The organism is Anaerocolumna sp. MB42-C2 (assembly GCF_030913705.1).
Classification (GTDB): domain Bacteria; phylum Bacillota; class Clostridia; order Lachnospirales; family Lachnospiraceae; genus Anaerocolumna.
Genome location: NZ_CP133190.1, coordinates 3,122,244 through 3,146,708 on the forward strand (window position 1 = coordinate 3,122,244; position 24,465 = coordinate 3,146,708).

The 24,465-nt window shown below is 36.9% G+C and carries 21 protein-coding genes, 1 tRNA gene and 1 pseudogene; 1 reads left to right on the forward strand and 22 read right to left on the reverse strand.

Annotation, left to right across the window (positions count from 1 at the left end; genetic code table 11):
* Window position 1: 1 nt before the first annotated feature.
* From tilS to RBU59_RS13835, 13 genes are all read right to left on the reverse strand, one after another.
* Complete coding sequence (gene tilS / locus RBU59_RS13775) at window positions 2-1,492, reverse strand: tRNA lysidine(34) synthetase TilS (RefSeq protein ID WP_308148434.1); 1,491 nt, start codon at window positions 1,490-1,492, stop codon at window positions 2-4.
* 1 nt (window position 1,493) lies between these two features.
* Window positions 1,494-3,896 carry a stage II sporulation protein E gene (spoIIE, locus tag RBU59_RS13780; RefSeq protein WP_308148435.1) on the reverse strand — a complete coding sequence of 801 codons (2,403 nt, stop codon included), beginning with the start codon at window positions 3,894-3,896 and terminating at the stop codon, window positions 1,494-1,496.
* Window positions 3,897-4,699: 803 nt separating this feature from the next.
* A tRNA-Met gene (locus RBU59_RS13785) sits at window positions 4,700-4,773 on the reverse strand.
* Between the two features lie 106 nt (window positions 4,774-4,879).
* Window positions 4,880-5,170, reverse strand: coding sequence for an FtsB family cell division protein (locus tag RBU59_RS13790; RefSeq protein ID WP_308148436.1), 291 nt, complete (start codon window positions 5,168-5,170; stop codon window positions 4,880-4,882).
* Window position 5,171: 1 nt separating this feature from the next.
* Complete coding sequence (yabQ, locus tag RBU59_RS13795; protein WP_308148437.1) at window positions 5,172-5,672, reverse strand: spore cortex biosynthesis protein YabQ; 501 nt, start codon at window positions 5,670-5,672, stop codon at window positions 5,172-5,174.
* Between the two features lie 18 nt (window positions 5,673-5,690).
* Window positions 5,691-5,978 carry a sporulation protein YabP gene (gene yabP, locus RBU59_RS13800; protein ID WP_308148438.1) on the reverse strand — a complete coding sequence of 96 codons (288 nt, stop codon included), beginning with the start codon at window positions 5,976-5,978 and terminating at the stop codon, window positions 5,691-5,693.
* 81 nt (window positions 5,979-6,059) lie between these two features.
* Entirely contained in the window at window positions 6,060-6,299 is a 240-nt protein-coding gene (locus RBU59_RS13805) for an RNA-binding S4 domain-containing protein (protein WP_161837325.1), read from the reverse strand.
* Between the two features lie 138 nt (window positions 6,300-6,437).
* Window positions 6,438-6,713: an HU family DNA-binding protein gene (locus RBU59_RS13810; RefSeq protein ID WP_161837324.1), complete on the reverse strand. Its 276-nt coding sequence runs from the start codon at window positions 6,711-6,713 to the stop codon at window positions 6,438-6,440.
* Between the two features lie 55 nt (window positions 6,714-6,768).
* On the reverse strand, window positions 6,769-7,560 hold the full coding sequence (mazG, locus tag RBU59_RS13815) for a nucleoside triphosphate pyrophosphohydrolase (RefSeq protein ID WP_308148439.1): 792 nt from the start codon (window positions 7,558-7,560) through the stop codon (window positions 6,769-6,771).
* Between the two features lie 292 nt (window positions 7,561-7,852).
* The gene (gene spoVT / locus RBU59_RS13820) at window positions 7,853-8,401 is read right to left on the reverse strand and encodes a stage V sporulation protein T (RefSeq protein ID WP_308148440.1); all 549 of its coding nucleotides are present in this window, start codon (window positions 8,399-8,401) and stop codon (window positions 7,853-7,855) included.
* A gap of 120 nt (window positions 8,402-8,521) precedes the next feature.
* Complete coding sequence (truA, locus tag RBU59_RS13825) at window positions 8,522-9,319, reverse strand: tRNA pseudouridine(38-40) synthase TruA (protein WP_308148441.1); 798 nt, start codon at window positions 9,317-9,319, stop codon at window positions 8,522-8,524.
* A 161-nt stretch (window positions 9,320-9,480) separates the two neighbouring features.
* Complete coding sequence (locus tag RBU59_RS13830) at window positions 9,481-10,704, reverse strand: ABC transporter permease (protein ID WP_308148442.1); 1,224 nt, start codon at window positions 10,702-10,704, stop codon at window positions 9,481-9,483.
* 1 nt (window position 10,705) lies between these two features.
* On the reverse strand, window positions 10,706-11,482 hold the full coding sequence (locus tag RBU59_RS13835; RefSeq protein WP_308148587.1) for an ABC transporter ATP-binding protein: 777 nt from the start codon (window positions 11,480-11,482) through the stop codon (window positions 10,706-10,708).
* Window positions 11,483-11,779: 297 nt separating this feature from the next.
* Between RBU59_RS13835 and RBU59_RS13840 the strand changes: the two genes are divergently transcribed.
* Window positions 11,780-12,322 (forward strand): phosphatase PAP2 family protein, encoded by a 543-nt coding sequence (locus RBU59_RS13840; protein WP_308148443.1) that lies wholly within the window; start codon window positions 11,780-11,782, stop codon window positions 12,320-12,322.
* A gap of 114 nt (window positions 12,323-12,436) precedes the next feature.
* Here the strand turns inward: RBU59_RS13840 and RBU59_RS13845 are convergent, their stop codons facing one another.
* The 9 genes and pseudogenes from RBU59_RS13845 to RBU59_RS13885 all read right to left on the reverse strand — a co-directional run bounded on the left by RBU59_RS13845 (window position 12,437) and on the right by RBU59_RS13885 (window position 24,169).
* Complete coding sequence (locus RBU59_RS13845; RefSeq protein WP_308148444.1) at window positions 12,437-13,597, reverse strand: peptidylprolyl isomerase; 1,161 nt, start codon at window positions 13,595-13,597, stop codon at window positions 12,437-12,439.
* 8 nt (window positions 13,598-13,605) lie between these two features.
* Window positions 13,606-17,166: a transcription-repair coupling factor gene (mfd, locus tag RBU59_RS13850; RefSeq protein WP_308148445.1), complete on the reverse strand. Its 3,561-nt coding sequence runs from the start codon at window positions 17,164-17,166 to the stop codon at window positions 13,606-13,608.
* Window positions 17,167-17,256: 90 nt separating this feature from the next.
* Window positions 17,257-17,820 carry an aminoacyl-tRNA hydrolase gene (gene pth / locus RBU59_RS13855; protein ID WP_308148588.1) on the reverse strand — a complete coding sequence of 188 codons (564 nt, stop codon included), beginning with the start codon at window positions 17,818-17,820 and terminating at the stop codon, window positions 17,257-17,259.
* 105 nt (window positions 17,821-17,925) lie between these two features.
* Window positions 17,926-18,174: pseudogene (locus tag RBU59_RS13860) on the reverse strand (DUF4003 family protein); the annotation flags it as partial.
* Between the two features lie 162 nt (window positions 18,175-18,336).
* The gene (locus tag RBU59_RS13865) at window positions 18,337-19,083 is read right to left on the reverse strand and encodes a response regulator transcription factor (RefSeq protein ID WP_308148446.1); all 747 of its coding nucleotides are present in this window, start codon (window positions 19,081-19,083) and stop codon (window positions 18,337-18,339) included.
* A gap of 11 nt (window positions 19,084-19,094) precedes the next feature.
* On the reverse strand, window positions 19,095-20,828 hold the full coding sequence (locus RBU59_RS13870) for a cache domain-containing sensor histidine kinase (RefSeq protein WP_308148447.1): 1,734 nt from the start codon (window positions 20,826-20,828) through the stop codon (window positions 19,095-19,097).
* 150 nt (window positions 20,829-20,978) lie between these two features.
* Entirely contained in the window at window positions 20,979-21,809 is an 831-nt protein-coding gene (locus RBU59_RS13875) for a carbohydrate ABC transporter permease (RefSeq protein ID WP_308148448.1), read from the reverse strand.
* On the reverse strand, window positions 21,810-22,694 hold the full coding sequence (locus RBU59_RS13880; RefSeq protein ID WP_308148449.1) for a carbohydrate ABC transporter permease: 885 nt from the start codon (window positions 22,692-22,694) through the stop codon (window positions 21,810-21,812).
* Window positions 22,695-22,813: 119 nt separating this feature from the next.
* Window positions 22,814-24,169 (reverse strand): extracellular solute-binding protein, encoded by a 1,356-nt coding sequence (locus RBU59_RS13885; protein ID WP_308148450.1) that lies wholly within the window; start codon window positions 24,167-24,169, stop codon window positions 22,814-22,816.
* Window positions 24,170-24,465: the final 296 nt, after the last annotated feature.

Sequence of the window (24,465 nt, forward strand, 5' to 3'; positions counted from 1 at the left end):
TTTATTTTCCTCCGTCTAAATTTATCTCAAGTATTACTTTTGTCTCCTCGCTTACTTTATATGCCTCGCTCATTCTGCCGCCTGTTACCCACATAATATGGGCCCCGTCAGCTAATAATGGGAGGAGATCTCTTTTCTCTCTTGGAATTTTTTCATCAATAAATAAGGCTTTAATCTTCTTCCTGCTTCCGGCAGAATCTATCTGGATATAATCTCCTTCTTTTCTGGTTCTGATTAAAACAGTATTTTTTATTTTATCATAGTCAAACCATTTCGTACACCCATTTCTCGGAATTATCATATTTTTTTTATAATTTATTAATTTTGTATGGATGATTTGATTTGTCCCTGGTATTAAAGTATCACCCGGGATGTTTAACCTTTGTTCCCCGAATTGATCTGCTGGCCTTTTATTCGTAAAATCTTCCTGTTGTTTATAAATTGTATTACATTTCAAGGTTATACTATGATAACCTTTTGAAGCCAAAATACCATATGGTAAGTTAATGGATTTCCCTACCGGCTTATCTGATAATTCCAGTATAAGACCGATATGGAGTGCTTCCACATCCTTTAACTGCCCTGCCAGCTGTTCTAAAATCTTTCGTATGATTCCTTTTTGTATTACCAAGTCCTCCTGCCTCAGTTTATCTATGTTAATTTCATAAGCCTCTTGGTTTGTTTCATAACATACTGCCTTTTCATAGGCAATTTTAATATTTTTCTCTAAGTATCCGTCAATCTCGGTTAATTTTTCAGAAGCACTAACGATATGCTCAATGACCTTTGGATTAATTTCCTCTTTTGCAAAGCTTATGATAGTATGCCTTATTTTATTACGGGTATAATCCTGTATTAAATTTGTTCGGTCTGTCTGGTATGAAATACCGTTTTCTTCTAAATATTGTTCAATTTCATCCCTGCTCATACATAACAAAGGTCTGATTATATTTCCTCTCACGGCCGGTATGCCTTTTAGCCCTTTTATTCCGCTTCCCCGGAATAAATGAAAAAGAATCGTCTCTGCATTATCATTTTTATTATGTGCAATTGCAATTTTATTACACTTATTTTTAAGGAAACACTCGTTAAATGTTTCATACCTTACCTTGCGGCCGGCTTCCTCCTCGGATAGTCCAAAGTTTTTTGCAATAGCAGGCACATCTGCTTTTACACAAGTATAGGACACATTATTATTAAGACATAGCTGCTTTACATATGCTTCATCTTCCTCCGCTTCTTCTCCTCTGATTCCATGATTAACATGCACCACAAACAAGGTGAGATGATACATAAAGGACAGCTTATGAAGCACATGGAAAAGGCAGACAGAATCAGCTCCACCGGAAACACCGATCACGATTCTGTCTCCCTCATTGATCATATTATTTTCATGAATAAAATTACGGACTGTATTTAACATTCTGACTCCCGTACCATTTTTAGTAAAAACCATTTTTTTCATTTTAACTCTAACTTGTACAAATTTCAAGCTACTTACTCCAAAAGCCTGCTACTAGCACGGTCATGTCATCCTTTGGAACCCATCCATTTAATTCTAATGCCTGATTTAATACAGCATTGGCAATTTCCTGTGGATTATTCATTTTCAGATCTTTAATGAAATCTGCCATAAATTTTTCTTTTTCATCACCGGGGATACAGTCTATTACCCCGTCTGTTATCATAATGACAAAATTACCGTCATTTAATTTCTTGGTTACAACATCATAATCCACCTGATTTAATATTCCCACCGGCAGAGTGGTAGATGAAACGGCTTCCACCCGTTCTTCCCTCTTAAGAAAAGTAGTGGAGGCACCGATTTTAATTATATCGCAGATGCCGGTATACAGATTAATCACACTCATATCTATGGTGGAAAAAGTCTGTTCCTCAGAACGAAGTACTAATATGGAATTAATCAGCTTAATAGCAGATTCTTTCCTAAATCCCGCCTCAATAAATTGTTCCAGCAACTCAACTACGGATTCACTTTCTTCACATGCAGTCTCTCCTGTGCCCATACCATCGGATAAAGTCATAACTAACGTACCCGGATCCGGATAGATAAAGGAATAATTATCCCCTGAAATTCTACCGCCTTCTTTCGTCATCTTACTCATACCTGTATATACGCTAAAATTGGCATCCTCCACAAATATAAAAGTTTCATACTCTTTTGTTATGACTTTTTTACAGCCATCAGAGGGGCGCATCCGTTTGTCAAATACATCACTTATTAAACCTGCCGCTTCTTTTGTAGTAATGCAGCGCCCGCGTTCCGTCCGGGCTGTCATGTATATTTCCCGTTTATTGTTTCTTTTTTCAAAAACAGCAATTCGTTTCACTACAATATGATTTGCTTTCAGATGGTATATTAATTTATTTTTACTGGCTTCCGGGGTCTCAACCGTTCTATACAAGTCCAGGGAAAAATCATCTATAATATTAGCTACTTCCGACAATTGCCCGGCGATTGCTTCTCTGCTTTCTGCCATTCGGTTGATCCAGGACAAATTTAATTTCGCCATTTCAAACACCCTTTTGGTTTCTGCAAGAAAATTATCAAGGAAGATGCACCGGTTTGCAAATTCAACGGGAACCTCGCTTATTGCAATCGCACCGTTTTGCTCTACTACATCCAGTATGTGGTAGGCCCCCTGATAGGTTTCGTAAAAATAACTTTCCCAGCAGATATTACAGTTACTGCAATCTTTACAAAGATGTTCTGATATTTCATCAAAAATTTCGCTTTTATCCTTTTTACTAAGAGCCGTCCTTTTTTCCGAAATTGTTGAAAAGGTATTGGACAGACTGTGAAATGACTCCGAAAAATCCCTCAGTTTACCTTTCGCTACATTTTGTATACTTTGCTTCACGAAAATATCTTCTTTTTCCCCCTCATCACCAGGATTCACCTTATAAATTAATGTCTTCGGCAAAAGAAGAAACAGCACCGCACAGGATGCCAGGGCTCCGAACCCCGACATACTGATCTGTGTATTCTGATATAATTCCCCAAGGATAATAACCCCTGTCGAATATAAAGCAATGGTAACAAACCGTCCCAGTTCCCGAAAAGTTCCGGCTACAATTCCTAACATACACATAAGACCGATCTGATTTGGCTGTCCTGTTTTTAAAGCCAGTATAACACCACAGGCGGCACCTGCTAGAGCACCGTAACCTGCACCATACTTATACCCGGTAAAAAGAATACTGAACAAGGCTATGGTCATGGATAAAGAAAAACCTAACGCAGTAAATTCCGGCACTCCATAGATAAATACGGCTAAAATTACCGCTATACTGATAATCTGCTCATTATCCAGGGCTTGTCCCCTTACTCCGTGCATCAAAGGTTCCAGTCCTTTTCGAAATACAAAACTGCAGGCAAAAATAGAGATACCCTCTCCAATACCGGTTACTATATAATACGTGGGATTTTCATACATTAATCCGCCGGCAATGGTGATTGCAGCCGTTACTGCTCCGGCAAGCCCTCCTAAAACCAATACAGAGACTTTTTTATTATTATATTCCATTAATGCTGTTATAATGGAAATTACAATGATTACAATTACATATTTTGCAGTATCTACTGCAGGGAGAACGGTGAGCATTCCTAATAGTACGGTAAGCATAATTGTAAGACGTCCTTTTCTCTCCAGATAGACAGCTGCAAAATAACCGATTGCGATCGGATTCATACCCGCAAATACGGCCCGTGCCATAACGATCCCCATTAAATTAACTAAAAACTTCCTCATATTTAATTCTTTCATTTTACACACACATAACATATCGGGGGTAAGCCCGCGATATTGCCACATATAAAACAGGTCGAAAGAATCTGCTTGTGGCATCCTTTCACTGATTATATTTTCTTTCAACCTTTGCTTTCCATCTCAATCGGATATTTATTATGGAAACGTCGATGTATACCAAGATGTATCCGTTAGACCTGTATTATAGAATTTGAATTATGAAATGTTTGTCAAAAATCAGAAATAGTTTCCAAAAAGTTTTTGACAAGAAATTCGTAGAATGCACATTAGAATCGAATCAAGAGAGTTAAGGCTTATTAAGAAATTCACTTTAGGCTAAGACAAGGCTGAATGCGGCTATGTACAGGGATTTGATGATGAAGTATTGATTCACTTATAAGAAACTTTACGAATTTCATTAATAATATAAGTATTGAAAATTTAAAAGAGGTGGATTTTTGAAGTCTTTATTAATATGCTTATTATTATTTTAACTATAATCATAATCAGTTTACTGTTAGGTTTTCCTCTTTTTTTCATTAATTATAAGCATTTTTAAGGGAAATATAGTATATAAAAATATACATTTTTAAATTTAAACCAGAAGACTAATAGCATGCGAAATAAATAATATCTATATAGTTGATTGCGAAACAATATAGTTCTAAATATTCCATACAATTCATACGAATTTTATAGCTTCAGTTGCCTTTAGGGGCAAGATTCAGCTCTAAAATTGTATGAATTGCATGTCATATAAATATAAGTTTTGAGTTTCGCAATTGCCTGATAATATCTCTATATAACGAGGGGTAATTTTACATTATGATAAACTTCTTAAAAGCACAAAAAAACCTGTCATATTATTACCATGAAAAGGCAACTATAATAACAGGATATCTTTATGCTGATTGTTTCATTATAATTAATAGCGAAGGACGGATTTGAACCGCCGACACCGCGGGTATGAACCGCGTGCTCTAGCCAACTGAGCTACTTCGCCGAAGTGACGAACTACATTATAACCGCTTTTTCCATGCTTGTCAACCTATTAATAGGCTGTTGTTTAAAATTTATTAATTTTTGAGCATACATAGAAAAGCCCGGTTTTACTCTTTGGCTTTAAAAATAATTTCATCTTTATAAACCAGCCCGAGTTTTTTCCTAGCCATCTCTTCAACATATTTTTTTGTCTGCATATAGGCTTTCTTCTCTTTTATTTCCTTTGCTTGCTCTTTCTCTTGCTCAATATTACCTTTTAGCTCTGCAATTCGGGCTGTGGATTTTGCATTTGCTTTATCTAGTTCCTGCCTATTATAGGAAACAATACCGCAAACTAAAAGCACCATAACAGCAATCAGGCCTAAGCCTGTCCGCCTTGCTTTTCTTTTCCTTCTCAAACTAATCACCTTTTTCGTTATCTGATACTGCTATTTTACTAGATTTATTTAATTTTTTCAATGATTTACCCAAAAACTGTATAAATTTTTTGATTTTTAAGAATATCCATACAAATAAGCTTTTTATTTTGCGAAATATAAACCGAAAAGGCCTTAATATCAGCACGATTAACTTCCAGATCAGATTTATGATCTCATTCAATAATGTGGATATGGTATTTACGAATAATTCACTGAATACAGAATGATATAGTGTCATTCCTATTAACATGGCTAAAATTGCAAAACCCCGAATAATACCATTGTTTTGCTGATACATCATATGAAATATTAATAAACTGGATATTACCCAGTATATTAAATCTTCAAATGCAACAAAAAATCCATTATGAATGATTACTCGTCTGAATATACGCAGCAAATCATATAAGATAAGCAAAATAACACCCCATAATACTGAGGTGCCAAAGAACCGCAGTTCAACCATAATTGCATCGTTCATCGTCTGTTCTCCTCCTGATTATTTGAACAGTCTGCTAATTAATGATTCCCCGGATTTCCCATAATTGTTTGAATCAGAATACGTCAAACTATCAATCTTGCCGTCAACATCTACTTCACCCTTTTCTAGGGTAAGACGATTCACATGAAGATCATTGCCCCGAAGCATAAGTATACCCTGTTCTGTTTCTAAGAGTACTTCCCCGGCATCAAAAGACAACACATCTTTTACCCCGGTAATTGTCGCCGAACTCCTTGCATTTAAACTTACTTTATGGTTTTTCTGAATCGGTTGTTTTTCATCCATACTAAAAAAGCCTCCTAATATATTTCATTTCATTTCAATATATTAAAAGACCTCTCATTTCATGCCAAAAGATAGCTATTATTAAAGATACTTGTATAATTCTTTGGCATCATCTTTACGTACCGTTTCCTGAACATCTAATACCTGAACTTTCACAGCTTTGCTGCCGAATCCTATCTCAATAATATCATCTACTTTTACGGCAGCGGAAGCTTTGGCAGGTTTGCCGTTAACCAATACTCTGCCTGCATCACAGGCTTCATTTGCTACGGTTCTGCGTTTTATTAATCTGGAAACTTTTAAAAATTTATCTAATCTCATAAATTTCTCCTATTCATTTAAATTTGACCGGATAAAAAAGAAGCCGTTATAAAAACCACATTCATCCAATAAAGTGCTTTACCTGCACGTAAAGGTGGAATTTGATTTTTATAACAGCTTCTCCTCGAATTTAATTGACTATGCGTTAATAACGTCCTTTAAAGCCTTTCCTGCTTTGAACTTTGGAGCTTTAGATGCTGCAATAGTTATAGCCTCTTTTGTCTGAGGATTTCTGCCTGTTCTAGCTGGTCTTTCAGATACTTCAAATGTACCGAATCCAACTAATTGAACTTTTTCACCTTTTGTTAATTCTTCTGTTACGACGTCAATAAAAGCTTTTAATGCTTTCTCTGAATCTTTCTTGGATAATTCTGTTTTTTCTGCAATTGCTGCAACTAATTCTGCTTTGTTCATGGATAAAACTCCTCCTCTAAAGTATTTGTTATATTTGTTAGAATAATCACTTTGATTATTTCACACGTCCCCAAAGAGCATCTGGCTCAACATTGGACATTTCGCTTAAACTCTTGCTTTTAAGCTCTGCAAGACGTTCAATTCCTACAAATCTATTTATAAACTTATTAGTGGCATTTGTCAAGGAATTTTCTGCATTTAATTCTAAAAACCTTGATAAATTTACCACTGAAAATAACAAACTGCCAAAATCTTCTTCTATGGTGCTGACATCCCCGTTTTCCTTCGATAAATTCAGGTCTTTTAGCGCTTCATAGACCTTTTGGAATGCCTGGTCATAGCTGTCAAAATCGAATCCGGCTTTCGCTGCTTTTTTCTGTACCTTTTCCGCTCGAATATTAGCCGGAAGTGCTTTCGGAACACTTAATAATCCCTCGGAAGCTTTCTTCTGATTCTTTTCTTCCTTCTTAATATCATCCCAGTTTCTGATTACGGTATCGGAATCAATTTTGTCCATTCCTGCTGCCCCGTTTTCACCTCCAAATACATGCGGATGTCTGCGGATCATTTTCCTGCTTATTCCGCTAATTACATCTTCCATACCGAATTCCTTTTGTTCTTCCGCTATGGCAGTATGTAAAGCTACCTGAAGCAAGATATCACCCAGTTCCTCACATAGATTTTCCGTATCCTTATTATTAATTGCTTCAATGACTTCATAAGCTTCTTCAATCAAGCAGTTTCTTAAGCTTTCATGAGTCTGCACCCTATCCCAGGGGCATCCGTTTTCACCTCGCAGCTGTCTGATGATACTCATAAAATCGTCATAATTATACTTTTTCTCCATAGTAATTTTCTCCTATTTTTTAATTATTTATGTAATAGCTGCTATTCTTTCTTCTAAAAAGAATCTCTTCCAAATTCTTATCCGTTCGGATATCCAACCCTTACCATTTCTAATACTTATTATACATATTCTTCCGATTAATCACAACTCGATTTCAATTTATTTGAAACCATTTTAGTTGTTATTTGTGAACAGTAACTTTTTGTTTCATTAATTAATTTCATAAAAAGGATGCCCTCAACATGATAGTAATCATCACTTTGGGACATCCTCGTAATTATCGTATCAAATGTTATTGTTCCATCTGTCTTCCTAAGAAATACGCAGCCGTACTTGCAAGCTTATTCTCAACATCGCCAAACTTAACTTTCGGATCTTTGGAAAGTAAAACGATAGAACCGATTGCATCACCTTCACTGATAATCGGCCAGATTACCTGATAGGAATAATCAGTGTCATCATCTGCAACAATACGTACAAAATTTTTATCCTCTTTGGAAGCTATAATACTCTCTCTTTCATTAATAGCCTGTTCTAATTCAGGTGTGATGGATTTTGATAATAGCTCCCTCTTCATACTTCCGGATGCTGCAACAAATTGATCTTTATCTGATATAGCAATAATATGCCCCGTTGTCTGTGCCAGGGAATCAGCATACTGCTTAGCAAATAATCCTAGTTCTCCAATAGGTGAATATTTCTTGAGTATGATTTCTCCTTCTCTGTCAGTAAAAATTTCAAGTGGGTCTCCTTCTCGTATACGTAATGTGCGTCGAATTTCTTTGGGGACAACAACACGTCCCAAATCATCTATTCTCCTAACGATTCCTGTGGCTTTCATATTTTATTCCTCCATTTTGCATGATAATCATAATGTGGTACTTATGGTTATTATTGTTTGTCAAAAGGAAGAATTTATACGTTCAGAAACAATTTAAGTAAAATATTTATATTTAGGAATTTAATACCTTACCTCTAAAAGGAATAAACCCACTGAACTTACCGTTTTCCCGGCCAGCTGCCTGTCTTTCCCCTTAAGAATGTCCATAATATCATAAGCCTTACGTTTTCCCAGTCCTACTTCTATTAAAGTGCCGGTTATAATTCTGACCATATTATAGAGAAATCCATCTCCGGTTATGGCAATACGCACTTCTTCCGTAGATTTTTTAAATCTTGCATTTTTTACTCTGTATATCCTTATACTCTCAATTGTTCTGATTGTAGATTTTCCGTCTCCTCTGTCGGTGGAAAATGCCTTAAAATCAAATGTTCCTGTTAAATAAGCGGCTGCTTTCTGCATAGAATCCATATCCAGATTTTCCGGAACATGTAACGTATACTTTCTGGTAAATACCGGTTTTACATCTCCCTGACTTATACGGTATTCATAAGTTTTAGCCCTGGCAGAATAACGGCTGTGGAATTCCCGGTCCGCTTCTTTCAGATCTATCACTTTAATATCCTCAGGAAGTAAAGTATTAATTGTATTCTTCATTTCCTCTGCTGAAATGCCACTGGTAGAATAAAAATTGGCAACCTGCCCCAGAGCATGCACACCTGCATCGGTTCTTCCGGAACCGATAACCTTAATATCTTCTCCTAAATAACCGGAGATACAATCCTCCAATACATTTTGAACGGACTTTTTCCCTGTGGTATTATTGAGTCTTTGCCAGCCTGCGTAACCGCTTCCGTCATACTCTAAAATTAATTTTATATTTCTTTTATTATTAGTTATAACCGTATTATTTAACATTTATAGCTCCATTATTATATAAAATTTATGATTTGAGAATCAAAAGCCATACAATTATTTTACATTAGACAATTTGCATATTCTGCATCATGTGGTCAAATTATAAATTCTGCAAATTGACGAACCATAATATAAAATTGACTTTTGACCCTCGAATCAATTTATGCATTAAACATTACTTTTTCACTGTTGAAAGCCCTGGTAATAAACACGGTCAGAATAACCGCAAGCAGCAGTGTTCCGCCTACAGTGGCACCAAATTGAGCCAAAGTCAATTCTCCCACTAAAATGTTCTGTATGGATATGGCACTTCCGTACACCGGAATTGCAAATAAACTTAAGGCTTTTTCTTCATTTCCGGAGAACATGGTAGCCATACCGGCCACAATTACCACGATTAAGATGGGGGTTACATACGCTGCCGCTTCTTTTGCGGTTTTTGCTAATACAGCCGCAAGTGCTACTACCGAAACATACAAATATACCATAACAATTAATATAGCAAGGAGTTCCACTGCCTGTACGGCTGAAAATTTCAGACTTAATCCTTCCATGGAAGCCTCACCAAGGTTTTTTAACATAATCGGCATAGCAGTTATCATGGAAACTGCGTATACGGCTGCTGAAAGACTGGCCAGAATGGAAATGGAGATTAATTTCCCTAATACGATTTCTCTCCTCTTTAAGGGTGTTAAAAGCATACTTGCCATGGTTCCGCGTTCTTTTTCACCGGTTATGGCATCAATACCAAGGCTCATAGCACCCTGAAATAACATAAAGGTAATCAGATAGGGTAATAATGTCCCAAAAACTTTTCCGGTGGCTTTTTTCTCATCAACAATTACAGAGGTTGACGGATCCACATCAATATGAAATACCGTCAGTTGATTTGTATCTCCAAAACGGTCTGTTAAAAGTTTTTGTTCGTACTGAGATAAAATTACGTTTACAAAGTTCTCTCTGGCAGCATTGGAATAGTCTTCCGAGGTGTTATAATATGTTTTAACCTCCGGAATCTTATTACTGTTTTTATACTCCTTTACCTTATTTAAAAAATCCTCTTCAAACACTACTAAAAGGTCCGTAGTACCATTTAATATATCGCCTTTTACCTTGGTTACGTCTGCACCCGGTTTCAGATACGTAACCTTAGCCTCCGGCTTTAAGGAGGTAATAATATCTTTAAAATCCCCAGGAGCATTCTGGATAGAAATGGTAGAGACATGCTTATTGATATCCTCCATCATAGCAGTCTGCATTTGCCCCAGAAAGTAGTAGATGCCGATAATTAAAACCGCGGGTAACAGGAACAAGCTGATAATTAATTTTTTGTCTGTAAATACTCTGGTCATTTCCTTTTTAATGATTTGCTTTACACCTAACATACTATACCTCCTCTTTACTGTATTCTTTATAAAGTTCAAAAAATGCATCTTCTAAATCTTCTGTTTTCGTAGAGGTAAGAATCTCCCTAAGTGTTCCGTCCATAACTTTCTTACCGTTAATGATAATTCCGATACGATCACAGAGTTTTTCTGCTTCGGACATAATATGTGTGGAGACAATCACCAGTTTTCCTTCTTGTTTGAGTAATTTCAGGTAATCGGTAACACTTCTTGCCGTCACGATATCAAGACCATTGGTAGGTTCATCAAAGATTACTACTTCTGGGTCATGGGCGAGACTTACCGCAATGGATGCTTTCTGTTTCATTCCGGTTGATAATTCATCGATTTTCTTATCCTGAAACTCTTTAATTCCGAAATAATCAAATAACATTTCTCTTCTTTTCTCTATAGTTTGCTCATCCATGCCATGTAATCTGCCAAAGAAATTAAACATATACTTTGGAGAAAACTGAGGATCCAATTTTATTTCATTGGTTAAAAATGAAATTGATTTCCTTACATTTTCCGGTTCTTTTACCGTATCATACCCGCATACCGTTACCTCTCCCGCGGTTGGTTTTAATAATGTTGCAACACATCGTAGGGTTGTGGTTTTACCGGCTCCATTCGGACCGAGCAAGCCGTATATTTCACCCTTTTTCGCTGACAGGCTGATATCATCCACTGCCTTTTTCATGTTTTTCTTTGTTTTTTGCTCAGCCATTTGTTTTTTCGTAAGCTTATAAACCTTAGTGAGATTTTTTATTTCTATCATATTAACACCCATTGTATAACACATCTGCCAAAAGATAATATCCTTTTGCATGTGGCATCCTTTCAATCTATTTATTTTCTCTCAACCAGAACTCCCGCCAATTGTATTTAATTTTTACATGGATAGATTAACCCCAGTATTCTCCTTTGTCAATCTAAGATTCATTAGTATTATCTTAGAATTAAATTAAAGAGTTAAAACCAGAATCTTTTTGATCCATTATTAATATGTTATAATAATTTTAAATTGGGGTTTGATACTCGATCCTATTGGATAATTTCAGAAAGGAGTGCTGAATTGGATATAATTCAGGAATTGGATGACACAATTCTATACTATGTATTAAATCATTTTCACTCACCTTTAATGGATAAATTTATGATTTACATTACCTCACTGGATAATTCCAGGTTTATCTGGATTATTATAACCTTTCTGCTTCTCCTTAATAAGAGAACCAGATGCTGCGGAATTGTACTAACTGCTGCCTTATCCGTCGAATGTATTTTGGGTGAGGGTGTTCTGAAGCAAATAATTGGCCGGGACAGACCTTTTATACGTTTTCCGGATATTAAACTCCTGATTAAAAAACCTGGCTCTTTTTCATTTCCTTCCGGACATACCATGTCATCTTTTACTGCTGCCACAGTTATCTTCCATGCAAGTAAATATGCCGGGATACCTGCCTATCTGCTGGCAGTCCTGATTGGTTTTTCCAGAGTGTATTTATTCGTTCACTATCCTAGCGATGTTTTAGCCGGCGCTGTTTTTGGTTTTGTAACTGCTTATATCGTAATACGGCTGGCTAAAATAATCGGTATAAGCGATACAATTAATTAAACAAGCCAGGATCTGACTTGCCAGACTCTGGCGCTTTCTAAGATCTTTCTTATGAAATAAAAACTCCCTGAAACATTAAATTTGTTACCAGGGAGTTTTCAGATTAGACTACGATCAGTCACTGCTTGTTGAATTCTCGTTTGTATCAGTGTCAGCTTCCGTTGTTTCTTTTGTATTATCTGAAGAAGTATTTTTTGGTGAGGACTCAAATTTCATGTCATTCCACACTTTATCGTTAACATCCAGCTTAAAATCGGCGGCCCAATCTTCATATAGCTTCTTAAAGGTTTCATCCTGTCTTTTGGCAATGATCTCCTCTTTTTTTTCTAAGGTTGCATCTTCATTATAATCATTGACACAGTACAAGATATGATAACCATATTCCGTTTCCACTATATTACTGAATTCACCGGTTTTTAAAGCAAATGCCGCATCTTCAAATTCTTTTACCATTTCACCCTTGCCAAAAGTATATTCCACATTGGAATCTTCCGTGTTTGCCTCAGCAAAGTTATAGAAATTATCGGATTTCTTTGCCTGCTTTAATAATCCTTTTGCTTTCTTATAAGCTTTTTCCTTTTCTTTCACAGTCATAGGAATCTTCTTACCGTCCGTGTCCGTCTTTGTTGTAAGCACCAATATTTGCTGAATGGTTATCTGTTTTGCTTCTTCATCGGATACATCCGTATTCACATTCATGGTGGATGCATCATAAACTTTTTCATATATCATATTATCCCGGTAAAACTTCTGGACAAGATCCAAAGTCAGACCATAACGTCTTTTATCTACATCCGTTATACCGGCAAAGAGGGTCTGTGCGTTTTCCTTAATTTGAGCTTCATCTTCTTCCGTTATTTCCGTATTAAACTTTTCTGCCTGTGCACAGGTTATCTTTGTCTGCGCAATCATATTCATTATTTCCTGTTTTGCCATATCTCCGAAACTTTGTCCGTTAAAATCATAGGTCCAGATCTGGTCACCAAAATAGTCTTCATATTGAGCCTTAATATACTGAAAATAAATCATGGCTTCACTGTATGTCACTTCTTCTTTTCCTACTTTAACAACTACCTTTTTTAATGTATCTTCATCTACCGGAGCGACAGTAATCGTATCTGCCTCTTTTGTATTCCCATCACCGTTATCTGCGGTCACCGCATTATTTGATATATTTTTTTGTTTTTCATCCGTATTTTTAGTACAGGCTGTTGAAGTTAAAATCAAAGCAGCAAGTAAATTTAATAAAATTAATTTCTTTATCTTTTTTCTCATGGAAACTCCTATTCGTCCGCACCTGCGGTATTTTCTTCCTCTAACAACAGTTTTAAATCACCCAGAAGATTTTTCACATGTTCAAATAAATTTATAACATCTATTTTACCAGTCTTGCCAGGTTTCTTCAAGGAATAAACAAAATAAGGGTTTGCCTCCGGAACCAGTTTTATGGAGGGTTTATATTTCTCTATCAGTTCCGGAATTTTCTCTACCTTTAGCTTTGCTTTATTATACATAACCAGTTTAATTTCTTCATTCCGGTAAACTAAAGAGGTAACATAAACACTGTGGCAGATGGATTTGATGTAAGCAATATTTAACAGGTTATTAACCGAGGTTGGCATATCTCCGAAACGGTCCAATAATTCCTCCTGCATCTCCAGAAGTTCTTCTTCATTTTCAATTTCAGCGATTCTCTTATATACATCCAACTTCTGAAACTCACTTTTAATATAGGTTGCAGGGATAAATGCATCAATGTCCATATCAACTGTGGTATCAAAGGTTTCTTCTTCTTTCACTTCACCTTTCATAGCACGTATGGCATCATTTAGCATCTTACAATAAAGGTCATATCCCACTGCTTCCATATGTCCGCTCTGCTGGGCCCCTAATAAATTACCTGCACCCCTGATTTCCAGATCCCGCATGGCAATTTTAAATCCGGAGCCTAATTCTGTGAATTCTTTAATCGCCTGCAGCCTCTTCTCGGCCACTTCCTTTAACATCTTATCCCTTTTATACATTAAAAAAGCATAGGCCGTACGGTTGGAACGTCCTACGCGGCCTCTCAGCTGGTATAGCTGGGATAACCCAAGGCGGTCCGCGTCATCAATAATCATGGTATTTACATTGGATATGTCAAGACCGGTTTCTATAATAGTGGTGGATACCAAAACATCGATTTCCCCGTTAATAAAATCAAACATAATCCGCTCTAACTCCCTTTCACTCATCTGACCATGGGCAAAAGATACATTTGCTTCCGGAACAAGCTTGACTATTTTACCTGCCACTTCATCAATACCGTTAACCCGGTTATATACATAATATACCTGGCCTTCCCTGGCCAATTCGCGGTTAATGGCTTCACGGATAATTTCTTCATTGTGTTCCAATACATAGGTCTGAATCGGCATTCGGTCTACAGGAGGTTCATTTAATACACTCATATCCCTGATACCGATTAAACTCATATGAAGTGTTCTGGGAATAGGCGTTGCTGTAAGGGTTAATACATCCACATCTCCTTTTAATTGCTTAATCTTTTCTTTATGGGTTACCCCAAAGCGCTGCTCCTCATCAATAATTAACAATCCAAGATTCTTAAACTGAATATCCTTAGAAAGTACTCTATGGGTTCCGATTAAGATATCCAGGTTCCCATTTCTAAGCCGTTGGGTAACTGCTTTCTGCTGGGCAGCCGTCTTAAAGCGGGACAGCATATCAATACTTATGGGGAAGTCCATCATCCTTTGTACAAAGGTATTATAATGCTGTTGGGCTAATATGGTGGTAGGTACTAAGAAGACCACCTGTTTGCCGTCTGAAACAGCCTTAAATGCAGCTCGGATGGCTATCTCCGTCTTGCCGTAACCGACGTCTCCGCAGACCAGCCGGTCCATAATCCGCTTACTTTCCATGTCCTGTTTGGTCTCCTCAATCGCACGAAGCTGGTCATCTGTCTCCTCATAAGGAAACATTTCTTCAAATTCCTTCTGCCAAACGGTATCCGTACCAAACTGAAAGCCTTCTTTGGCCTGGCGTACAGCATATAGTTCCACCAGTTCTCTGGCGATTTCCTTAACAGCACCTTTTACACGGGTTTTAGTATTCTTCCATTCCGGTGAATTTAACTTATTTAGCTTCGGTTTTTTGGCATCCGCCCCTGCATATTTTTGTATCACATCAAGGCCTGTTGCCAATATATACAACACGCCTCCACCGCCGTATTCAATTTTAATATAATCTTTTGTTACTTTATCGACTTCGATTTTCTCAATACCCCGGTATATTCCGAGGCCGTGATTTTCATGAACAACATAATCTCCTACGTTTAAATCCGTAAAGCTCTGTATCTTTTTACCGTCATATTCTTTCAGTTTTCTTTTCTTTTTCTTTTCTGCGCCGAATATATCACTTTCGGATATAACCACTAAATTAATTAAAGGATATTCGAATCCACGGTGAAGACTTCCATAGGCAACCATAATCTCACCTTTTTGGATAACCCTGTCCATATCCTCACTATAAAAGGCATTCAGACCGTGATCCCTTAAGTCTTCACTAAGACGATTTGCTCTGGTTCTGGATACGGATAGTAAAAGAATACGGTATCCGCCTTTTTTCCATTTCTGCAAGTCTTTAACCAGAATATCAAAGTTATTATTATATGGATTTACAGAGCGTACAGTAAAGTCCCATCTTCCTTTAATCGTAAAGAAGTTTGCCTTATAATCCATGGTACTAAGTAAAAGCGTTGTCTTATGATTGAGACTGGCCAAAAGTTCTTTAAACCCGTAAATCACATCGCTCTGACCCGGAAGAATATAACCTTTTTCGATTCTTCCTATCATTCCTTCTCTGAATTCCGTTTCGACCGCTTCTCCTTTTTCCTGTATCCTGCTGGGTTCATCGATATAAATCACGGAATTTTCACTGTCAAAATAATCAAAAAAAGATACTGTGTTATCATAAAAATACTTAATATAGCTGTCAATACCGACAGAACCTTGAAAACTCTCCAGGTTATCTTTAAACTCCCCGATAATATCCTGAATTCTTGCAGCTTCTTCTGTTTTCTTCTGTTCTCTCAGTCTTTTAACATATTCTTTTTTCTCATCCTCTATCTTTTTCATTCCCATCAGCATTCTATTCTGATCCAATATCATTTCTGCCGCAGGATAAATACTTAGACTTTCTATTCGTTCAATTGATCTTTGACTGCTAATGTCAAAAGAACGTATGGAGTCAACTTCATCTCCCCATAACTCAATACGATAGGGGCAATCATCCGTCGGAGGAAAAATATCCAGGATACCGCCGCGGACCGCAAATTCTCCGGGACTCTCAACCTGTCCCTGCCGCTCATAACCCAGATGGATTAAATCTGCCTGCAGCTTTGTTAAATCAAGGTTTCCTGCTTCCTTAAGTGTAATGACTCTTTTCTTAATAAAGTCAAGAGGAAGTATTTTATCCATACCGCCATCCAAAGTTGTGATAACCGTAACAGGCTCCTTTTCAATTAAACGTCTCAATATTTTCAGACGGTCCCTTACGATTGCATTACCATGTATATCTGCACTGTAAAAAATAATATCTTTAGCAGGATACAAATAAACATTTTTGTCATATAACTTATAATCTTCATATATTTCTTTCGCTTTTATGTCATTATAAGTTATAATTAACTTCCACAGGTAGCCTTCACTTAAACCGCTGATGAGATGACATTTCTGCGAGTCAATACAGCCGGTCACCTGAACCGGTGTGTTTTTTAGTTTTAAATTGTCTTTTATGTCATTAAACTCTTTTAATTCCTTCAGAGGGGTAGTAAAGGTCTTCAAACTGTTGCCTCCTTTAATCTGGTTCTGTATTCATAAAATGTAATATGAGTCATTTTTGGACACTCAAATTTTATCAAGTAATTTATTCCATTATTTTCTATTATAGATGTTCATGGCCAATTCCATTCCATCTTTTATGATAGATTTTACCGCATCAGAAGATTTTTTAATGGCATCCCGTATAATAGGCTGTTCTTCCTCTTTAAAACGGGAAAGTACATAATCCGCCAGGTCCCATCCCGACGGCTTATCTCCTACACCGACCTTTATTCTTGGAAATTCCTGAGAACCCAGATGATTAATTATACTTTTTATCCCATTATGTCCGCCTGCACTTCCTTTGACCCTGAGCCGGAGTTGTCCTACATCCAGACTGATATCATCGTATATAACTATAACCTCCTGAGGACTTACTTTATAAAAATCCACTAACTCCCTGACACTTTCTCCGCTTAAATTCATATATGTCTGAGGCTGTGCCAGCACAACTTTCTCGCCCTCAATATATCCCCTGCCGCAAACTGCTTTATGTTTTTTAAAATCCAACGGGATATTATAATCATCCGATATACGGGTAATTACATCAAAACCGATATTATGCCTTGTTGCCTGATATTCTCTGGTTGGATTGCCTAATCCTACTATAATGTACATTTTTTCTGCCTTTCCGACTATTGTGTATGTTATGAATGATTCTAAGATTGAAGAGGAAGCCGCTGCAGCTCCTGCTGCACTGGTAGCCGCAATAATCATTGCCGTCTAAGACCATTTGCCAAATCCTTTTTTTTCGATTAAAACCTGATATACCTCTCTTATTTCTTCTGTTATCTTATCCACATCCTGAGTAATCAATACTAATATTCCTAAAGAAGCTAATTCTTTATATTTACTTAATTTGCAGCCTTTAACAGATAATTCTTCATAAATATTCTTTGTCCGGCTGCATTTTAAATCTGCCGTTTCTTCCCTTAACGTCAATACATGAGTTAAAAACTGCAGGGCGTTGCTAGCGCCAAAACTCTGAGGCTAAAAATAGGCGCACGATTACGCTGTACATAATAAATACTATATGTACAGCGTAATTTTTTTGTTAATCAATATTATAATCTAATAGTAAATTTATAGCAATAAGTTTTTGGCAATACTTCCATTTCATAAAAAGAAGAGAAACTAATCCTTAGTTTCTCCCGTTTTATTTATATATTCAGAGTATACCAAACCGGTATATTTCTTGAAACATTTTCCAAAGTAATTCGGGTCTGGAATTCCCACTTCTTTTGCGGTCACATACATTAAAACTCCCTTTTGGGCACAGATTATTGCTTTCTCCATTCTGCATTGGGTTAAGTATTCAATCAGTCCAATGCCGGTTTTTAATTTAAAAACCCGGCTTAAATAACTGGAATTAAAACCAAATTGCTGAGCAATGGAGGTTAAGTTAATTTCCGCATCCTGAAAATTATTATTGATATATTCTTTAATCTGCAGAATTGTATGATTACTGTCATCCTGGACTATTTCTTCCTCACGGTCAGGCTGTTCCGATTTAATCTGGTCAATCACCCTGGTTAAGGTTTCATGGATCTCTTCTCTGGATATAGGCTTTAATAAATATTCAAATACGCCGATTCCTACGCACTTTCTGGCATATTCGAAATCATTAAAGGCTGTTAATATAATTATCTTGAGTCTCGGATATCGTTTAATCGCCAATTTACTGAATTCGATGCCGTCCATAAAAGGCATACGGATATCTACAAATGCAACATCCGGCTTGTAATTATCTATGGTATTAATCGCTTCAATTCCGCTAGCTGCCTCACCCACAACTATAAGTTCCGAATTTTCTTTCTCCAATGTGATTTTGAGCAGATTGCGAATTGCCCTTTCATCATCAATAATCATAACCTTGCACATAATAAAGCCCCCTATAATGGTATCTTTATATCTACCTGTGTATATAATCCCTCTTCGCTTTTGATTTCAAACACATCTTCTCTTCCGTAATAATACTGAATCCGTTCCATTGTTCCTTTAAATCCAAAACTCTTGTTATTATCAAGCATAATTTGGCTTAACTGTTCTTCATTCATTCCTATACCGCTGTCATAGACTACAATGTGTAGTAGATTGCTGCTGGAAAAGACGGAAATTTTAATTATTCCTTTCTCCCCTTTTAATCGGATCCCGTGATATAAGCTATTTTCAACTAGTGGCTGTAAAATTAATTTAGGAATCTGAATCTTTAATAAATCATCTTGAAGTTCATATTTATCTTCAAATATATCTTCATACCGTAATTTTTGCAGTTTTAAATAATCTTTTACAATATTGATTTCATCCTGAATGGATATCTCACTGCTGCCTTTGCTTAAAAACCTTCTATAAAAATTCCCCAGTGTCTCGATGGCATCGTATACGGTATCGGGGGAATCCTCCAATGCAAGATAAGCGATGGTATCTAAAGTATTATATAAAAAATGCGGTTTCACCTGTTCCTGTAATACGTCCAGTTCCGCTTTCTGCATGGATTTCTCTTTCTCTATCAGTTCGTTGATCAACCGGTTAATTGCCACCAGCATATTGTTATAACTGTCTTTTAGGTGACCTATCTCATCATCAGGAAGTTTTAAGCTTACTCTTTTCAGCCATCCCTCTTTCGCCACGTCCATGGATTGCACCAGACGTTCGATGGGGCTTGTAATGGAAACAGATATAAAAATTCCAATTAAAATCATGGAAAATACCGTAATAATTATTAGTGCCGCCATAATCCAGCTGGCTTGTGCAGGAATAATCCTAAGATAAGACATTTCCTCAATACCCGCAATAATAAAAGGAGTATTGGGTATCCGGTAATAAGACAAAACTTTTTCGTATCCAAAAGTGCCAATCGTGATCTGGTTATAAGTATCCTCCGTTATTGTTATTTTTGAAAGCTTATCCATATTATCGAATTTTTTTACCGGTTTTAAACTGCTGTCATAATAATAAAACTGTTTATTTTTACTTGTAATATCCTTATAAGTTCCGGCTAAAATATCTTCTGTGAGATTTATGACCATCAAACCGATGGGTTCCTGCGTTTCCATATCATTCACAATACGAATAAAAGAAATGATGGTATCACCGGATTTACGGTAAAATGCTCCGCCCCCATTCACCTTAAGTACATATCCACCTTTGGCGTCTATGATATCCTGATACCAGGATATCTCTTTCATCACATCTTTATTTACAACGGTAATACCGTTGGAGGTATTAATATAATTGCCGTCATTGCGGTACAAATATACAGAGCTTATATAGTTAAAAGCATTGGTGATATCATAAATGGAGGTAATTGCTTTCTGGGTATATCTTGCACCTTTACTACTATCCCCTCTGAGATAATCGGAAATATTGCCGTCTGCCATCATTAGCTGGCCCATACTGCTGATGGTATTAAGCTCGCTGTTTAAGTTATTTCCTATGGAGACCATAGTATTATAATTACTTTCAAGAGTATAATCTATCATACTTCTCTTGATAAAAACCATAAAAATAATCGTAAAAAGAATTAAATACCCTCCGATTATGGTCAGAAACAGGTACCTGACTTTCTGCTTTAATTTTCGTGATGAGAACCATATTTTTATGTTTTTTACAAAATGTTTACTCATTGATACAGATACCTCTACCCTGCTTCCTAACTGTCTACTCTTAGCCTTACCTGTTACCAGACAACACCCAAGGTTCACTAACGGTGATTCGCTATACCTTGCCGTGTAGGATATCCGCCTACTAAACCAGTGGCCCTTTTCTGAACGCACTTAACCTTTTACAGCTCCCATTACCAGACTTTCCTGAATTTTACTGCTCATAAAACAGTAAACGATTAAAGTAGGGAAAGTTGCAATAACCAAAGCAGCACCAATCGGACCCCACTCGGTGGTATAAGAACCGGATAACGTCTGGATACCGACTGATAAAGTACGGTATGCCGAATCACTGATAAAGATAACTGCAAACATTAATTCATTCCAAGCCTGTAAAAAAGTAAAGATTGCTATGGTGGCAAGTGCAGGTTTCATAAGCGGCACAATCACACGCCAGAAGATTCCGTAAACGCTGCAGCCGTCAATACAGGCAGCCTCTTCCAGCTCTTTCGGAATAGTTTCTATAAAACTGCTGCTGATTAATATTGCCATCGCCAGAGCAAATGCGGCATACGGAATAATCAAAGCCTGATAGGAATTAGTCATTTTTAATCTGCTTAAGAGAATAAATACCGGAAGTATAGCTGCATGAATCGGTACGGTAAGCCCCAGCATAAAGATGTTATTCATCATCTTTCTGCCCTTCCATATCATTCTGGTTAAAGCATAAGTCGCCATTAAGGCTACTATGGCAGTTAATAGTATAGTTGCACCGGTTACTACAATACTGTTAAAGAAATAAAGGCCCACTTTCCCTTTTGTAAGTGCAGTCGTATAATTTTCCCATAACCAGTTATGAGGCAATCCTATAATATTTTTACCGAATATTTCACTGTTATCCTTTAAGGAGAAAGTAAACATCCAGTACAAGGGAAATATCTGTATAATTGCCCAGATGCATAAAACAGCAAATATAATCTTATTTCCTACCCGTAATTTTTTCATCTAGTCTTCCTCCTCCGTCTTAAAGAATTTACGAATCACCATTGCAAAGAAGAAACATAAGAATATAATTGCAATCGCTATAGAGCTGCCGAATCCATACCGGTTTCGTCCAAATATCATCGATACCATTAATGTACTTGGAACTTCACTTGCATGTGCCGGACCGCCATTTGTTAATACATAAATCAAATCAAATGCCTTTAAGGAACCGGTTACTGCAAATATCACGCAGACACGTATAATGGGTTTTAACAGAGGAATAGTTAGAAATCTTGCGATACCCCATTCCGTAGCACCATCAATCTTAGCTGCTTCCCTAAGGTCAGGTGAAATAGATTTAATACCGGCATACATCAGCAACATATGATATCCCACATACTGCCATAAAATCGGTATAAACACTGCATAAAGTGCTGTTTTCTGATCCCCCAGCCAGACTTTAGCCAAAGAATCCAGGCCCAGACTGCGAAGTGCCGAGTTAACTAAACCATAATCGGGATTGTATATTTTCATCCATAACTGACCAATAACTACAGTAGAAATTAATACAGGAATAAAAAATACTGCTACAAAAAATTTCTCACCTTTTACTCCCTTGGCCAGTATAATCGCAAAAAACAGAGAGATCGGCAGCTGAATCACGGTGGATAACAGGGCAAGCAGTAAGGCATTACCCATTGTTTTAGGAAAACCTGCCGATTTACTAGTAAATAATTCTTTATAATTATCAAATCCTACGAATACGCCTTTTGTTATACCATCCCAGTCAAGAAAGCTGTAATATCCGGACATTAGAATAGGCACTATAATAATTAATGCAAATAATATTACTGCCGGAAGCATAAATAGGATAATTGCCGTCTTGTTATTTCTTACTTTGTTCATGTAAATTCCTCCCGGTAAGTATCTATAGGTAAAAAAGAGTTGTACTGCCTGGTTATCAGCCAGACAGTACACTGATTGCAGATTGCCATGGAACAGTAAGTCGATTAAGATTTCACTGTTTATTTGCTTTGTAATTGGCTTGCCATTGCTTCAACAAACTCTTCCGGTGATAAATTACCGGTGTATAACTCCTGTAATAAAGCAAGGTATTCGCCCGCATCATTTGCATCCATTAAAGTATCAAACCATAAGGTGAAAGAGGTTGCTCCGGATGCATATTCTGCAACCTTCTTAGTGATAGGATTCACAGAGCTGTCATCATAATCTACTTTCCAGGCAGCAATACCTGCTCCGTCAAGATATGCATATTTTGAAATGCTCTTTGTTAATTCGAATACAGCATTACCTGCTTCATCCGGATATTTCGTAGACTGGCTTACCATAATCGTATCTGCCGCACCACCCATGAAATCAGTTATCTTAGCGTTGTTACTGTTAATAACCGGGATAGGCGCTACATCAAAATCTTCAGGATTAGTTGCATCTGTTAAAATAGAACCGCCCATCCAGCTTCCTGTGATATACATAGGAACGGTTCCGTTATAGAAATTAGCACTTGCTTCGTCATTGGATAAACCGGTTGCCCCCTCAAGGAAAGCACCCATATCTACAAGCTCCTTGATTTTTGCAGCAGAAGCCAGGAAATCCGGATCCTTGTAACTTACACCATTTTTCGTTACAGCAGCAGCTGTCTTAGTAGGTCCGGCAGATTTAAGAGTCAAAGCATCATGTGCCATTGCAAGTACCCAGGTATCTTTTACGCTGACACCAAAAGGTGTAATTCCGTTATCTAAGAATGTCTGGCAGACTTTAACCAATTCTTCCCAGGTTGCGGGTGCTTTTAAACCATATTTATCAAACATTGCTTTGTTGTAAAATAAAGCGGATACCGGTGTTGTATAAGTAGAACCGTAAAGAACACTGTCGTAAGTTGCATTACTTAAAGCAGCTTGCGGTAATTGTGCTTTATAATCCTCTGTATAATATTTATCCAAAGGCATTACTTTTCCCGATGCTACAAAGGACTTAGAGAAACCGCCGCCCCAGGTATAGAATAAGTCAGGAAGCTCATTGGCCGCTACTGCAGATTTAATCTTAGTTTTATAAGATTCATTTTCAAAGGTTTCATGTACGATTTTTACTCCTGGATGCGCAGCTTCATAATCTGCAATTGCCTGTGTATAGGCATGATTAAAGGAATCACTTTCCGTTGCAATACTCCACAGTGTTAATTGAACTTCTCCCTTAGCCCCATCTTTTGAAGTATCTGAATTCTGTGTTTCTTCTGTATCTGTTTTTGATCCGGTCTGACCTTCATTAGCATCTTTTCCCCCGGCATTTCCGCATGCAGCCAGAGAAATAACCATTACAAATCCTAAACAAACTGCTGAAAACTTCTTAAAAATCTTTCTCATATAGTCCTCCAATACATTTTTGATAAGTTAATTATAAAAAATATCTTGTCCGCCATAAACGTATTTTCTTTACGTCAATGGGTACTTTTTTTACCTTTAAATAGTCTTTTGTTTATAAAACCTTTTTATTCTATACTTCGCCATACAAAAACAAATTTAATATTACGGTTCCGTCAATTTACACAATTTAAATTATGAAATTACTTAGAATTAGACCAAAAAAAAGCATCTGCAGAGTCATTTATATAACTGCTTTAAAATATTATAACAGCAGTTATATAAATTTATACCATTCT

Excerpts from the sequence above, each read along its gene's own strand:
- yabQ (WP_308148437.1), bottom strand. The coding sequence starts at position 5,672 with ATGAACGATGCAATTATGGTTGAACTGCGGTTCTTTGGCACCTCAGTA.
- yabP (WP_308148438.1), bottom strand. The coding sequence starts at position 5,978 with ATGGATGAAAAACAACCGATTCAGAAAAACCATAAAGTAAGTTTAAAT.
- RBU59_RS13805 (WP_161837325.1), bottom strand. The coding sequence starts at position 6,299 with ATGAGATTAGATAAATTTTTAAAAGTTTCCAGATTAATAAAACGCAGA.
- RBU59_RS13810 (WP_161837324.1), bottom strand. The coding sequence starts at position 6,713 with ATGAACAAAGCAGAATTAGTTGCAGCAATTGCAGAAAAAACAGAATTA.
- mazG (WP_308148439.1), bottom strand. The coding sequence starts at position 7,560 with ATGGAGAAAAAGTATAATTATGACGATTTTATGAGTATCATCAGACAG.
- spoVT (WP_308148440.1), bottom strand. The coding sequence starts at position 8,401 with ATGAAAGCCACAGGAATCGTTAGGAGAATAGATGATTTGGGACGTGTT.
- truA (WP_308148441.1), bottom strand. The coding sequence starts at position 9,319 with ATGTTAAATAATACGGTTATAACTAATAATAAAAGAAATATAAAATTA.
- RBU59_RS13830 (WP_308148442.1), bottom strand. The coding sequence starts at position 10,704 with ATGTTAGGTGTAAAGCAAATCATTAAAAAGGAAATGACCAGAGTATTT.
- RBU59_RS13835 (WP_308148587.1), bottom strand. The coding sequence starts at position 11,482 with ATGATAGAAATAAAAAATCTCACTAAGGTTTATAAGCTTACGAAAAAA.
- RBU59_RS13845 (WP_308148444.1), bottom strand. The coding sequence starts at position 13,597 with ATGAGAAAAAAGATAAAGAAATTAATTTTATTAAATTTACTTGCTGCT.
- pth (WP_308148588.1), bottom strand. The coding sequence starts at position 17,820 with ATGTACATTATAGTAGGATTAGGCAATCCAACCAGAGAATATCAGGCA.
- RBU59_RS13865 (WP_308148446.1), bottom strand. The coding sequence starts at position 19,083 with ATGTGCAAGGTTATGATTATTGATGATGAAAGGGCAATTCGCAATCTG.
- RBU59_RS13870 (WP_308148447.1), bottom strand. The coding sequence starts at position 20,828 with ATGAGTAAACATTTTGTAAAAAACATAAAAATATGGTTCTCATCACGA.
- RBU59_RS13875 (WP_308148448.1), bottom strand. The coding sequence starts at position 21,809 with ATGAAAAAATTACGGGTAGGAAATAAGATTATATTTGCTGTTTTATGC.
- RBU59_RS13880 (WP_308148449.1), bottom strand. The coding sequence starts at position 22,694 with ATGAACAAAGTAAGAAATAACAAGACGGCAATTATCCTATTTATGCTT.
- RBU59_RS13885 (WP_308148450.1), bottom strand. The coding sequence starts at position 24,169 with ATGAGAAAGATTTTTAAGAAGTTTTCAGCAGTTTGTTTAGGATTTGTA.